Below are 12,671 nucleotides of genomic sequence, written 5' to 3' on the forward strand. Positions count from 1 at the left end.
GTTCCCTGATCCTGGACGCGCGTTCCCTGAGCCTGGCGCGTTCCCTGATCCTGGACGCGCGTTCCCTGAGCCTGGCGCGTTCCCCGAGCCTGGCGCGTTCGCTCCGTCAGGCGCGTCCCGCGAGCCCCGCGCCGTCCCCGACCGCGACCGCGACCGCGACAGAAGGTGCAGACCGTGGCTGATCTCCCGCTCCTGACGATCGGCGTCACCCTGCTCGCGTGCGTCCTCGGCGTCATCGGCGTGCACGTCTACTCCGCGGGCAAGGCCCAGCGCCAGGCGCTCGTCGACCGGATGTCCCAGACGGGGCAGATCGCCCTTCCCGCCGGACGGCGGCGCCGCTTCCGCTGGGTGGACCGGCGGCTGCGCGGCACCGCACCCGGGAAGCGGATCGAGCGCAAGATCGCCATGACCGGTCTGGACCTCACTCCCGGCGAGTACGTCGTCTACGCGATCGGGGTCCTGCTCGCCGTCTACTTCACCATAGGGGCCGTCTTCGCACCGTTCTTCGGCGTCCTGGCCGCATTCATCGGCCTCTGGGGCGCCAACGCCTTCCTCAACTGGCAGCGGGCCAAGCGGACCGAGGCGTTCATCAACCAGCTCCCCGAGTTCACCCGCGTCCTCGCCAACGCCACCCAGGCCGGACTCGCGATGCGCACCGCGCTCGCCATGGCCGCCGAGGAACTGGACGACCCGGCCGGCGAGGAACTCATGCGCGTCGCCGACCAGCTCGCCGTGGGCCACACCCTGGACGACGCGCTGGGCGAGCTCGCCGAGCGACTGCCCTCCCGCGAACTGGTCGTCCTCGTCACGACCCTCGTCCTCTCCAACCGGGCGGGCGGTCAGGTCGTCAGCTCGCTGCGCAACCTGACCGAGACGCTGGAGGAACGCAAGGAGACCCGGCGCGAGGTCACGACCCTGCTCTCGCAGGTGAAGGTGACCGCGCTCGCCGTCCCCCTCCTCGGACTCAGCTTCCTGCTGATGATCAACGCCATACGTCCGGGCGCCCTGGACAAGATGACCGCCTCGGTCGTCGGCCAGTTCGCCGTCGTCATCGCCTTCGGCATGTACGCCGTCGGCTTCTTCCTCATCCGCCGTATGTCCCGAATCCGGGTCTGAGGATCGGACCAAGGGAACAGGGGAACTAGCCATGGGACTTCTGCTGGCGGCCGTCGTCGGCCTCGCGGTGTACGGGGCCTTCCACGGCATCCGGATGTACCGGGCCGACGCCAAACTGCCCGGCGACCTCGCGGTGGCACTCGAGGTCGGCTCGACCCGCACCACCGCGGTCGGCTCCGGAATCGACCGCATGGGCATGCGCTTCGCCCCGACCGTGCTCTCCATGATGGGGCCGAAGCGCGTCGACGCCCTGCGTCGCAGGCTCGACATGGCGGGAAACCCCGGCGGTACGACCGTCGACCGCTACGCAGCCCGACGCGCCGTCTACGGCATGCTCGGCGCGGCCGCAGCCTTCTCCCTCGTCCTGCGCGGGCAGCCGGTCATCGGCCTGATGGCGCTGGTGTACGGACTCGTCTGGACCGATGTCGTCCTGCGCGCCGCCATCCGCCGCCGGCGCAACGACATCGAGCGCACCCTTCCCGACTTCCTCGACGTGCTGGCCGTCGTCGTGTCCGCGGGGCTCGGCTTCCGGCAGGCGCTGGAACGGGTCGCCGAGAAGTACAAGGGACCGTGGGCCGACGAGCTGCGGATCACCCTGCGCCAGATGGACATGGGCGTCAGCCGGCGCGAGGCGTTCGAGCAACTGCGCAAGCGGAACTCGTCCGAGCAGGTGTCGATGTTCGTCACCGCGCTCCAGCAGGGAGAGGAGCTCGGCGCCCCCATCGTCGACACGCTCATCCAGATCGCGACTGACATGCGGCGTACGGACGCGCAGAACGCCAGGCGCTCCGCCTCCAAGGCCGTCCCCAAGACGACGCTCGTGGTCACGATGGTCATGCTCCCCGCGACCATGATCCTCATCGTCATGAGCTTCTACTACGGCTCCGGGGTCGACTTCGCCGACATCCTGAGCGGCACCTGAGCGGGCCTGCGGGACGGGAGGCCCGGACGGACAGCGGGGGCGGCCCGGGAACCTACCGGCAACCCGAGCACGAGCACGAGGACGAGTACGGGCACGAGCACGAGGACGAGGACGAGTACGGGCACGAGGACGAGTACGGGCACGAGGACGAGTACGGGCACGAGGACGAGTACGGGCACGAGGACGAGTACGGGCACGAGGACGGGCACGACCACGAGTGCGACGGCGGAACCGCACCGGCGGAGCACCACCGGCACCACCGGAACGACAGCACGAGGACCGGAACAGGAGGTGACCCACATGGGCCTGAGGATCCCCGTCCCAGGAAGCGGCGGCAGCACCGGACGATCCCGAGGCGGGGCCGGGGACGGCCCGCGCGGCCCGGCCGCCGACGAGATCCGGGGCGGCATCGGCGGGGGAGCGCCGGCGCAGGACGCCGCCGACGCTTCCCGGCACGTGCCGCCGCTGCCCATCCAGGTCAACGCCCTCCAGGCCCTCTGCCGTCAGGTCTTCGGCTTCCGCCTGGCGACAATCGCGCTGGCCACCCCGTTCGCCCTGGACAACACCCGGCCGGGACTCGGAACCTGGCTCGTCGGCTCGGCCGTGATCGTGACCTTCATGGTGTCGTACATCCCCCTGAGGGACTGGGAGCGCTTCGGCCCGTTCCTGCTCCGGCATCCCGCGCTCCTCGCGGTGGACTCTCTGTTCGGCGCGCTGCTCCTGGCCACCGCCTCGCCCGAGTCGATCCTCGCGTACGTCACCCTCTGCACCCCACTGCTCGCCGGGCTGGTCTACGGCTGGCGCGGGGCGGCGGTCTTCGCCGTGCTCCAGTCGCTCATCATCGGCGGCGCGTTCGCCGTCAACCCGGACGTGAGCGCCGGGCTCGGCGATCTGCTGCTCCCCGGCCTGTGCGTCATCGCGGGCGCGGTCGGCAGCACCCTGCGCAACCTCGTGCTCGGCTTCGGCAGCGCCACCCAGGCGCTCACCGAGGCCCGCGCCCGTCTTGCCGTCAACGAGGCGGTGGAGGGGGAGCGCGCCCGCCTGGCCCGGGAGATGCACGACTCGGTGGCCAAGACGCTCCACGGGCTGGCTCTGGCCGCGGACGGCCTGGCCGCATCCGCGGACCGCATGGACCCGCCCACCGTCAAGCACCAGGCGGAACTCGTCGCCCGCTCGGCGCGTCGGGCCGCGGCCGAGTCCCGCGAGCTGCTCTCGGACCTCCGTCGTCAGTCAGGTCTCGACGGCGGTGTCGACGTACTGGCCGAACTGGCCGCTCGCACCGAGGACTTCGCCCGGCGGCACGGCGTGGAGGCCCGCTTTCGCCGGCTCGGCCGGGCCTCCGTACCGGCCGTCCCCCAGATCGTCGCCCGCCAGGCGCTCACCGTCGCCTCGGAGGCCATGGAGAACGCCCACCGCCACGGGCGGCCCACGTACCTCGACGTCTCGGCCGGCGTGGTGGGCGACGTCCTGCGCATCAGCGTCTACGACGACGGCAGGGGACTGCCGCCGGGCACGACACTCGACGGCCTCCGCCGTGCGGGCCACTTCGGCCTCGTCGGCATGGTGGAGCGCGCCGCGTCGGTCGGGGCCCGTATCCGCATCGGGCGCGGACGCCACGCACGGGGCACGGAGGTACGGCTCGAACTTCCGCTGACGGCCATCTCCCCGGTGCCTCTGGACGCGCTCCAGGGACAGCAGCGGACGGCTCCGCTCCTGAACTGAACGGCGTTCGCGCCTGGTCGACCGACCGTCGGCCGGCAGTCAACCCAGCTACCGACCGTCCGTCCGACCTTTCGACCGACCGACCTTTCGACCGACCGACCAGCCAACCGATCGACGGACCGCCCAACCGCCCAACCGCCCAACCGACGGACCGACGGACCGACCGCCCAACCGACCGACCGACCGACGGACCGACCGACGGACCGACCGCCCCGTCCCGAGTGCCCGACCTTCCCCGACAACCGCCCCACTCCGAGAGGAGGCCGCAACCATGCCGGACGACATCTCCCGTACATCGGGGCAGCAGTGGACACAGCAACCGCATGTGTCACAGCACACGTCCTCGCATGCCGCACCGCTCACCTCCGACCATTCCTCCGGACCGTCCGCCTTACCCGCTCCCCGAGGAGCGGCGGAGTCGGCGTCCGGTGACTTCCCTGCCCTGCCCGCCCCCGTCGTCTCCGCCCCGACGCTCCGGGTTGTCGTCGCCGACGACAACCCGGTCGTACGAGCAGGTCTGACCGTGCTGCTCCAGGGCCGCCAGGACATCCATGTCGTCGCGGAGGCCGCCGACGGACGCCAGGCGTACGACGCGGCCGTCCGGCACCGGCCGGACGTCGTTCTGCTCGATGTGCGCATGCCCGGTGTAGACGGAATCTCCGCCCTTCCGCACTTGGTCCGTCTCGCGCCGGTGCTGATGATGACGTACAGCCGCGAGAGCGAGATCGTGCACGAGGCCCTGCGCCTCGGCGCGGGCGGCTATCTGGTCCACGGCGAGTTCACGGCGGACCAGCTCGTCGCCGCGGTCCGCGACATCAAGGAGGGCCGGGCCTCGTTCACGTCCTCGGCCTCCAGTGCCCTGCTCGCCGCGGTGCGTGGTACCACCGGGCTCCCGGATCAGCCGGCATCACCCCTGCCCGACGATCTGGGCACGGCGTTTGGCGACCCGAGGTACCAGCCCTCCAAGTCTGCAACCGCACACGACACGAGTCGGTCATCTGTCTACACATCATCAACAAATCAGCAGGTGAGTTCAGTTGCCAGTCATCCCACCCCGCAGCAATTAGATGTCCCCTCTTCGCTTTCGCAAGCGAATGTGGCACATTCTTCTGTAGGGCAGGCCCCCGCAGGGGTCGCCCCGGGGCCGGGCTCCGGGGGGCTGCTGACCGAGCTGAGCCAACGGGAGGTGGAAGTGATGGACCTGATCACGTCGGGCATGACGAATCAGCAGATCGCCGCCACCTGCTTCATCAGCCAGAAGACCGTCAAGAACCACATCAACCGGATCTTCGCCAAGCTGAACGCCGGCAGTCGGGGCGAGGCCATCGCCATCTGGCACGGCCTGGCCCGAAGGGGGCCTGCGAGCCATGGCTGACACGCCCGGGACGACGGGCGCGATCGGCGTGGCCGCAACGTGGTGCACGACCGGGACGCCCGGACGATCGAGGACCCAATCCCAGGAATGGGCCCCCGGCTGGGCCCTGAGGCCCATGCCGAGAGGAGTTCTCCCCCCGTACGTTTCCCATGTCGCCAGCGAGACCGGCCAGGAGGAAGCCGGAAGCGCGAGCGGCGCCGAGGACTCGTACGAGTCGGCCGGCAAGCGGCCGGCCGGACCAGGAGGGGAACACCATGTCGAACATCACTCTCAAGGCCGCGACCAACGCCCGCGTCTACATCGGCAGCTGGGCGAAGACGACCGCGGAGGCGATCCAGCGCCGCGGCGACAAGGGCCAGGGTGCCGTCGAGTACGTGGGCGTGATCGTGCTGGTCGCGCTGATCATCGCGGCGCTGGTGGGTTCGGGCGTGGCGGAGTCCATCGCTACCGGTCTGTCGAACACGGTCAACGAGATCATCGGCGGCTGATGCAGCTCGATGTCCGCGAGAAAGGGCAGGTCGCTCCCGCCTATGTGGTGGTGGTAGCGAGCCTGCTCTTTCTCGCGCTTGCGTTTTTCGCGGTCGGTCAGGCCGGCGCCACACGCAATGGCGCGCAGACGGGCGCCGATGCCGCCGCGCTTGCGGCGGCCAAGCAATCTCGGGACCAGTTCGAGCTGGAGCTGCTGGCCACCCCCAACCCGGCGCTTCTGACGGCGATCTTCAATCTGGGTCAGTTCGGAAGTTTTCGGGGTTGCGAGGCGGCCTACCCCATGGCACAGCAGAACGACACCGTCGTGAAGCCGGGGGGCTGCAGCCCGGCTTTCAACGGCGGTTGGGCGTTCACCGTCGAGGTCGAGACGAGGAAGCCGGTCGGGGACACCGTCCTGCCGGGGACCGAGACGAAGAAGGCGACGGCCGGGGCCACGGCCGAACTCATGTCCCGATGCCTCTACAAGCCGGTCCCCAAGCCGCTGGGGACGTTGACGTGCGAGGGGACGGTTCCCTGGTTGGTGGGCGAAGGTCCTCCGCCGGACGGGCCTGACCTCTTCGACATCCGGCTGACCGAGAACTGACCGCGAAACGAACGCAGAAGGAATGACACGCATGAGTATCCGGCCCGGAGTGACCACGCGCAGGGCGGCGACCGTCGCTCTCCTCGCGACAGGGCTGACCCTTTCGCTCACCGCCTGCGGTGGGGACGACGGAGGGTCGGCGAAGGACAAGGGGAGCAGTTCGGCGCCTGCGGCCACGGGGAACAGCAAGCCCCAGAACGACGGCGGCAACAACGTGCCGGATACCAGCAAGACGCTGGCAACCATCAACGGCACCAACGGCTTTCAGATCATCGTCCACACCGCCACCCGTGAGGACGGCGGTTTCCTGACCGTGACGGGAGCCATCAATAACACCAGCGGAAAACGGGCGGTCGCCCCGATCGAGTGGAACGGTCAGGAGAACCAGGTGCGTCGCACGGGTCGGTCACTCGGTGGGATCACGCTAGTCGACAAGGTCGGCAAGAAGCGTTACTACGTCCTGCGCGACACGGAGGGCTATCCGCTGACGACCACCGGGATCTTCAACGTCGATGCGGGTGCGTCGGTTGCATTCTTCGCCCAGTTCCCGTCACCGCCTGACTCGACTTCCCAGGTCGACATCCAGGTTCCGGCCATGCCCACCGCCACGATTGAGATCTCCTGATGGCCGCCACCATGTCCCGCTCCCGCAGGGCCGCGGCATCAACCCTCCTCTCAGCCGCGCTCGTCGCCGGCATGCAGTTCACCGTCGCCGGTGGTGCCTGGGCCGATGAGACGCCCGCCCCGGGGACGCCGCCGGGTACCGAGTCGACCTCGCCGCCGCCCGAGGTCGACGGGAACTCGCCGGGCCTGAAGCTCCGCGACGGCGCGACCCTCGCGCCCGCCCGGGTGCTCGACATCGTCTCCGTCGTCGAGTCCGAAGGCGGTGAGGAGCGCCGTGAGGAGACCAGCTCCAACCTGAAGTTCGCGCTGCAGGCGGAGGTGCTCTTCGGCAAGGACAGCGCCAAGCTCTCCGGCGCCGCCAATGCCCGTATCGCCGAGATCGCGTCCGAGATCCGCAAGCAGGGGGCCAAGAAGGTCCGCGTCTTCGGCTTCACCGACAACCTCGGCTCGGCCGCGCACGGTGACGTGTTGTCCAAGCAGCGGGCGGACGCCGTGCACAGGGTGCTCTCCCAGCAGTTGGCGGGCTCGGGGATCAGTTACGAGATCCGTGGCTACGGCGAGCAGTACCCGATCGCCGACAACAGCAGTGAGGAAGGCCGCAAGAAGAACCGCCGGGTGGAGGTCTCCTTCCCGCGCGGCGAGGGTGGCGCCTCGCAGGGCTGAGGCCGGGGCCCGGCGCACTGGGTTCCGCTGCCGGCTGCTCGAAGTCCCGTGGTGGACGTCATGCCCGACGTCCACCACGGGACTTCCCGCGTCGGTCGCCGCGAAGCAGCGGCAGGCGAAGACCGGACCTGTCGGCGCGGGCGAGGAGGACCGAGCCCGCCCGCCGGCCGGCCCACGGCCGTCAGTCGTGGCCCGGCAACCGAACCCGGCTCCCCCGTTTCCCGGTTCCGGCAGGCAGTGTCTCGCTCTTCCTCGCCCTCCCCCGCGTGGCCCGATCCTCCCAGCCTCGTGGCGGCGTACGCATTGCCGATCACCGGCAATATTTACGTATCCTTGATGCCGGACGTCGTTCGCCGGGCGTCAGCCGTCTCTGCTCTCCGGAGCCGATCCGGACGCCGGCAGCAGGAATCGTCGTCGGCGTGCCGGCGAGCGGGGGGAATCGATCATGACCGTGCAGGAGACCGCGTCGTATCTGGAGGGGTACGCCGAGGCGCTGGCGGGGGCCTGCGCCACCGGCCGGAGGCTCACCCGCGACGAACTGGCATCACTCCGCGGCCAGGGGGAACGGGCCGCGGAGGCGGGTATCGGACTGCGCACGATGGTGCACGCCCACCTTGCCGCCGCCCGGGCGATACGGCCGGGACTCACGGGGGCCGCGGCCGACCACCTCCTCGCGGCGGTCGAGCAGGCCGTGGACGCCTTCGCCGAGGGCCACGAGCGTGCACAGCGTCTCGCGGTGCGCCAGGAGGAGGCGGCCCGCCGTGAGTTCGTCGACGACCTGCTCTACGGTCGCAGCGACCTCGGCCGGCTCGCCGAGCGGGCCGTACGCTTCGGGCTGCTGCTTTCCCACGCCCACGCGGTGGCCGTCGCCCAGGGCCCGGAGCCGTACGACGACGGCCATCCCCTCATCCGCCGGATCGAGACCTCGCTCGTCGCCCGCTTCGGGGACCGCCGCATCCTCCTGACCACGAAGGACGGCCGGTTGATCTGCATCGCGCCGGGCGACCAGTCCGACGTGCTCAACCACTTCGCCAAGCAGGCGTACGGGGCGACGGGTGGCGGCCGGGTGGCCGTCGGACGCCCCCATCCGGGCGCGGGCGGGGTGGTCCACTCCTACGAGGAGGCGCTGAACGCCCTGGACCTGGCCGACCGCATGGGCCTGGACGATCCGGTGCTGCTGGCCTCGGACCTGCTGGTGTATCCGGTGCTGACCCGCGACCGGCAGGCGATGGCGGACCTTGTGCTCAGCGTCCTCGGCCCGCTCAGGGACGCCCGCGGCGGGGCTCTGCCGTTGCTCGACACGCTCACGGCGTACTTCGACGCGGGCTGTGTGGCGGCCGAGGCGGCCCGCCGGCTCAACCTCAGTGTGCGGGCGCTGACCTACCGGCTCGACCGCATCCACAGGCTGACCGGCGCGGATCCGGGTGATCCCGTGCACCGCTACACCCTGCAGACGGCGGTCATCGGAGCACGTCTGCTCGACTGGCCGCGCCGGGAGGTCTGAGGCGTCAGAAGGCTGCACCGGGCAGTTCCGAAGACCGCTCCTCGGCCCTGGAGCGCCACCCGTTGGGCCTGCTCACCCGCGCGCCGTGGGGCCATGACGATCATCCGGGCGGTTCGGGAAGCCGTCGCCGCGCCGTGGTCGCGGCGGACCGTGTGCGGACAGAGGTCGCGTCCCGCCGCGATTCCCGCCGAGGTGAGCGTCCGGCCGTCGTCGACGAAGAGGACGCCGGGATCCACCTCCACGTCCGGGAAGTCCGCGGCGAGCCGGCCCGCGAACGTCCGGTGCGTGGTCGCCCTGCGCATCCGGTCCGCCGCCCCGGGCGGGTGCGGGCCCAGTCGTACGTGCTTGCGGACTTTGGGTCCACGGGCCCATGACCGTTCTTCCTGGGCGGCCCTAGCCTCCGGAGCATGGCTGCAACCGGTGGGGGAACGGCGGGAGTTGCGCCTGCGGGCGCTTCCGGAGGGATGGGGACGGGGATGTTTCCGCCCGTCCGGGGGAACGGGCGGCAGCCCATGCCGCGGGCCGTGCAGGCCGTGCTCGTACTGCTGCACGCGCTGTTCGGGCTCACGCTGCTGGGGGCTCTCGGTCTGCTCGTGACGGCCGCGGCCGTGGACGGGGTCGACGGGGAACTCCTCGGTCTTCTGGTGTACGCCGCCGCTCCGGGAGTGGCCGGATTCCTGCTCGCGCTGCGGGTGTGGACCGGTGGTGTGTGGGTGCGGCGGGCGCTGCTCGCGGTGCAGGCGTGGCTGCTGTTCGGGGCGCTGAGCGCACTCGTCGACGGCAGTGGCCGGGGGCTGACCCAACTGCTCGTCCCCGTCGCCGTGATCGTGCTGCTGTTCCGGCCCTCGGTGCGCGAGTGGTTCCTCCTGCCCGGTACGCGCCGGGTCGAGCGGAGGCCCCTGAAGCTCGCCCGCCTCATCAGGTGGCGCAGGGACGGCGGCCAGACGGCCACCGAGTACGTCGGGCTCATCGTGCTCGTCGCGGCCGTCGTCGTCGGACTGGTCGCCACCGGGGTCGGCGGCCGGATCGCCGGAGGGCTGCGGTCCGCGGTCTGCGAGATCACCGGCACGGCGTGCGGGGGTGACGACGGCGGCCCGGCGGACGTCGAAGCCGGCGACGGCAGCGGCACCGGTGCCGACACCGAGGGCACGCACGGCGGTACGGGCGGCTCCGGCGGTGCGGATGGCGGTGCGGACGGCGGTGCGGGCGGTCCCGAGGGCACGCACGGCGGTACGGGCGGATCCGGCGGTGCGGACGGCGGTGCGGACGGCGGTGCGGGCGGTCCCGAGGGCACGCACGGCGGTGCGGACGGCGGTACGAGTGCCAGTGGCGGCACGGGCGGCACGGGCGGCCCCGGCGGTGCGAACGGCGCCACGGGTGCCACGGGCGGCACCGGCGGGACCGGGACGGCCGACGAAGCGGTCTACGACGAGGACGACGAGACCGACGAGACGGGCGAGCCGGGTGTGCCGGACGACGGCCTCGACGACGTCGACGGCGGGGACGCCGGTGACGGTGAGGACGACGGCGAGAGCTGCACCTCCGGGATCGGCGCCTTCCTCTCCTGCGGTGCCGAGCAGGTCGGCGGCTTCTTCGAGGGCGTCGTCGTGGACGGCCTCTGGGGCGACATCACCGGCACGTTCGAGACGATCCTCAATCCCGGCGAGGCCTGGGAAGGCATCAAGGACTACGGATCCCAGCTCGGCGACCAGTGGCTCGGAAACAGTGCGGGGGCGGGCGACAGGTGGTCCGAGGGGGACTACCTGGGCGCCCTCTGGGACTGGGGCTCGGCGTCCGTCAACACCGGAGTGACCGTTCTCGACGACGTGTTCGTCGGGGACGAGGTCCGCGACACGTGGAACCGGGGCGACGAGGGCCAGGCGGTCGGCACGGTCCTCTGGAACGTCGGCTCCCTCTTCATCCCGGGCTACGGCGAGGCGAAGCTCGTCGGCAAGCTCGGGAAACTGGGCAAGCTCGGGAAACTCGGCAAGGTCGGCGAACTCGCGCAGAAGGCGTCCGAGGCCGCGGCGAAGGCCCGCAAGGCGGCCAGGGCCGGCGATGTCGACGGCGCCGAGCAGGCCGCCAGGGAAGCGCAGCGGCACGCCGACGACGCAGCCCGGGACGCGGGACTCACCGGCTGCACCATCGGGATGGGCGCGCGGACGCACATCCCGTACGGCGGCGGGCCGGGCGTGCCCGGCAGCGGCACCGGAGTCGTCGCGGGCGGACCGACCGCCGTACCGGTCGCGCTGTTCGCCGGCAAGTGCGACGAGGTCGACCCGGAGAAGAAGCAGGCCGCCGAGGAAGCCGCCGAGCAGGCCGAGGAGGCGCGCAAGGCAGCCGAGGCGGCCAGGCGCAAGGCCGGTCTGGAGCGGGCCCAGCAGCAGCCGAAGCCGCCGTGGTACGAGAGCCTGAAGAACCCGCGCGCCGGTACCAAGGACGGCGGCGACGGGAAGTGGGAGCGCATCAAGCCCGCCCTCTTCAGCTACGAGTCCGAGATGGGCGCGCGCTACCAGGAGCAGATCTCCGGGGTGAACCGGGGCAAGGAGTACCAGGTCCCGCTCGACGAACTCGACGGCAGGCCCGTCAACTTCGACGGTTGGGACTCCGCGAAGGGGACCTTTCTCGAGGCGAAGTACGGGTACCGCAGCCCGAAGTACTACGACGCCGACGCGGGGGAGCTGAAGCCCGACATCGCCAACCGCTGGGCCAAGCAGGCGCAACGGCAGGTGGACGCGGCCCGGGGCAAGCCCGTGGTGTGGCACTTCTCCGATCCCGACGTGGCGGACGCGGCCCGGGAGATGTTCGAGACCCGGGGCATCGACGTTACGGTGGAGTCCACCCCGAGCAACGTGGTCGGCTGAGGCAGAGGGAGCACGTCGTGCTGAACGTCGTCGTCAACGGATTCTGGGGAACGCGCCGGGAGACCGCCGGGCAGGTCGCCGAGCGGTGGGCGGACACCCTCCGGGCCCTCGAATCCGTTGACGGAGCGGCTTTCGGCGCCTGGCGCGAGGCGACCGACGACGTGACGACCGCGCCTCCGCTGCCGGCGTCCGCGCCCGCGCTGGCCGACTACATCGAGCGGGAGAACCGGGAACCGGACGCGGAGAAGATCGGGTTCACGACGTCCGTCCTGACGAGCAACCCGGGAATGCCGCGGGTGACGGTGGCGATCCACGCCGGCGGGACGTCGGAGTACGTGACGAACTCCGTCGCCGTGACGTTGCGCTCGCGCGCGCTCGACGAGTCGGTGCCCGTGTGCCGGCGCACCGCCGACGTCCTGCGGATCATCGCCGAGTCCTGGGACGTCGACTCCGGCCAGGCCGCCACCCGGGCCCAGTTCACCGCGGTGAGGACCGAGTTCGGCCTTCCGAACTCCGCCCCCCGCTTCGGCCGCTCCGGCTATCTGTCCGCCGGGCGTGCGGCCCTGGCCCCGGAAGGGCTGCCTGGCACGTACACGCCCACCGCGCACGACGGACTGGTCATCGACCTCACCCGGGGAGGGGAGGAGGATCCGGCCGTGGAGACGATCCTCACGGCCAACCGGGTCCTTCGGTCCGCCGGGGCCCTGCAGGAACTGCCCGTGCCGTACGACCGCGCCAAGTGGTGACCCCGTCACAGCAGGCCGTCCCGGCACCGTGAGCGCGGTCACTGCCACCCCGCGGCGATAATC

Annotated in this window: 12 protein-coding genes and 3 pseudogenes; 13 read left to right on the top strand and 2 right to left on the bottom strand. The window is 71.2% G+C overall.

Translation table 11 applies throughout. The annotated features are described in order from the left end of the window. Positions 1-174 precede the first annotated feature (174 nt). Both AB0J10_RS11440 and AB0J10_RS11445 read left to right on the top strand, forming a co-directional pair. The gene (locus tag AB0J10_RS11440) at positions 175-1,116 is read left to right on the top strand and encodes a type II secretion system F family protein (protein WP_363060238.1); all 942 of its coding nucleotides are present in this window, start codon (positions 175-177) and stop codon (positions 1,114-1,116) included. A gap of 31 nt (positions 1,117-1,147) precedes the next feature. Further along, positions 1,148-2,038 (top strand): DUF5936 domain-containing protein, encoded by an 891-nt coding sequence (locus AB0J10_RS11445; RefSeq protein ID WP_363060240.1) that lies wholly within the window; start codon positions 1,148-1,150, stop codon positions 2,036-2,038. Here AB0J10_RS11445 and AB0J10_RS11450 read toward each other — a convergent pair. Next, positions 1,993-2,340 carry a hypothetical protein gene (locus AB0J10_RS11450; protein WP_363060242.1) on the bottom strand — a complete coding sequence of 116 codons (348 nt, stop codon included), beginning with the start codon at positions 2,338-2,340 and terminating at the stop codon, positions 1,993-1,995. The two genes, AB0J10_RS11445 and AB0J10_RS11450, sit on opposite strands and share 46 nt — an antisense overlap. On the opposite strand from AB0J10_RS11450, the gene AB0J10_RS11455 reads away from it, so the two are divergent. From AB0J10_RS11455 to AB0J10_RS11495, 9 genes and pseudogenes are all read left to right on the top strand, one after another. Then, positions 2,339-3,760 (top strand): histidine kinase, encoded by a 1,422-nt coding sequence (locus AB0J10_RS11455; RefSeq protein WP_363060244.1) that lies wholly within the window; start codon positions 2,339-2,341, stop codon positions 3,758-3,760. The two genes, AB0J10_RS11450 and AB0J10_RS11455, sit on opposite strands and share 2 nt — an antisense overlap. A gap of 13 nt (positions 3,761-3,773) precedes the next feature. After that, a pseudogene (locus tag AB0J10_RS11460) lies at positions 3,774-3,890 on the top strand (PT domain-containing protein); the annotation flags it as partial. Continuing rightward, positions 3,884-4,192 (top strand): annotated as a pseudogene (locus tag AB0J10_RS11465) (hypothetical protein); the annotation flags it as partial. The pseudogenes AB0J10_RS11460 and AB0J10_RS11465, both read left to right, overlap by 7 nt. Continuing rightward, on the top strand, positions 4,086-5,135 hold the full coding sequence (locus tag AB0J10_RS11470) for a response regulator transcription factor (RefSeq protein ID WP_363060529.1): 1,050 nt from the start codon (positions 4,086-4,088) through the stop codon (positions 5,133-5,135). The pseudogene AB0J10_RS11465 and the gene AB0J10_RS11470, both read left to right, overlap by 107 nt. Before the next feature lie 254 nt (positions 5,136-5,389). Continuing rightward, positions 5,390-5,623, top strand: coding sequence for a hypothetical protein (locus tag AB0J10_RS11475; RefSeq protein ID WP_363060246.1), 234 nt, complete (start codon positions 5,390-5,392; stop codon positions 5,621-5,623). Further along, positions 5,623-6,207, top strand: coding sequence for a pilus assembly protein TadG-related protein (locus AB0J10_RS11480; protein WP_363060248.1), 585 nt, complete (start codon positions 5,623-5,625; stop codon positions 6,205-6,207). The genes AB0J10_RS11475 and AB0J10_RS11480 overlap by 1 nt, the downstream gene beginning before the upstream one ends. 31 nt (positions 6,208-6,238) lie before the next feature. Then, complete coding sequence (locus AB0J10_RS11485) at positions 6,239-6,832, top strand: hypothetical protein (RefSeq protein ID WP_363060250.1); 594 nt, start codon at positions 6,239-6,241, stop codon at positions 6,830-6,832. Next, positions 6,832-7,494, top strand: a complete 663-nt coding sequence (locus AB0J10_RS11490) for an OmpA family protein (RefSeq protein WP_363060252.1) — start codon at positions 6,832-6,834, stop codon at positions 7,492-7,494. The genes AB0J10_RS11485 and AB0J10_RS11490 overlap by 1 nt, the downstream gene beginning before the upstream one ends. A 445-nt stretch (positions 7,495-7,939) precedes the next feature. Next, on the top strand, positions 7,940-8,998 hold the full coding sequence (locus AB0J10_RS11495; protein WP_363060254.1) for a helix-turn-helix domain-containing protein: 1,059 nt from the start codon (positions 7,940-7,942) through the stop codon (positions 8,996-8,998). A gap of 56 nt (positions 8,999-9,054) precedes the next feature. On the opposite strand, the pseudogene AB0J10_RS11500 reads toward AB0J10_RS11495, so the two are convergent. After that, positions 9,055-9,297 (bottom strand): annotated as a pseudogene (locus tag AB0J10_RS11500) (AraC family transcriptional regulator); the annotation flags it as partial. Positions 9,298-9,510: 213 nt separating this feature from the next. On the opposite strand from AB0J10_RS11500, the gene AB0J10_RS11505 reads away from it, so the two are divergent. Further along, positions 9,511-11,862, top strand: coding sequence for a Tox-REase-5 domain-containing protein (locus AB0J10_RS11505; RefSeq protein WP_363060256.1), 2,352 nt, complete (start codon positions 9,511-9,513; stop codon positions 11,860-11,862). Positions 11,863-11,879: 17 nt separating this feature from the next. Further along, the gene (locus tag AB0J10_RS11510; protein WP_363060258.1) at positions 11,880-12,608 is read left to right on the top strand and encodes an Imm52 family immunity protein; all 729 of its coding nucleotides are present in this window, start codon (positions 11,880-11,882) and stop codon (positions 12,606-12,608) included. The last annotated feature ends 63 nt before the right edge of the window (positions 12,609-12,671 follow it).

The organism is Streptomyces sp. NPDC049887, assembly GCF_040656535.1.
Taxonomy (GTDB): domain Bacteria; phylum Actinomycetota; class Actinomycetes; order Streptomycetales; family Streptomycetaceae; genus Streptomyces.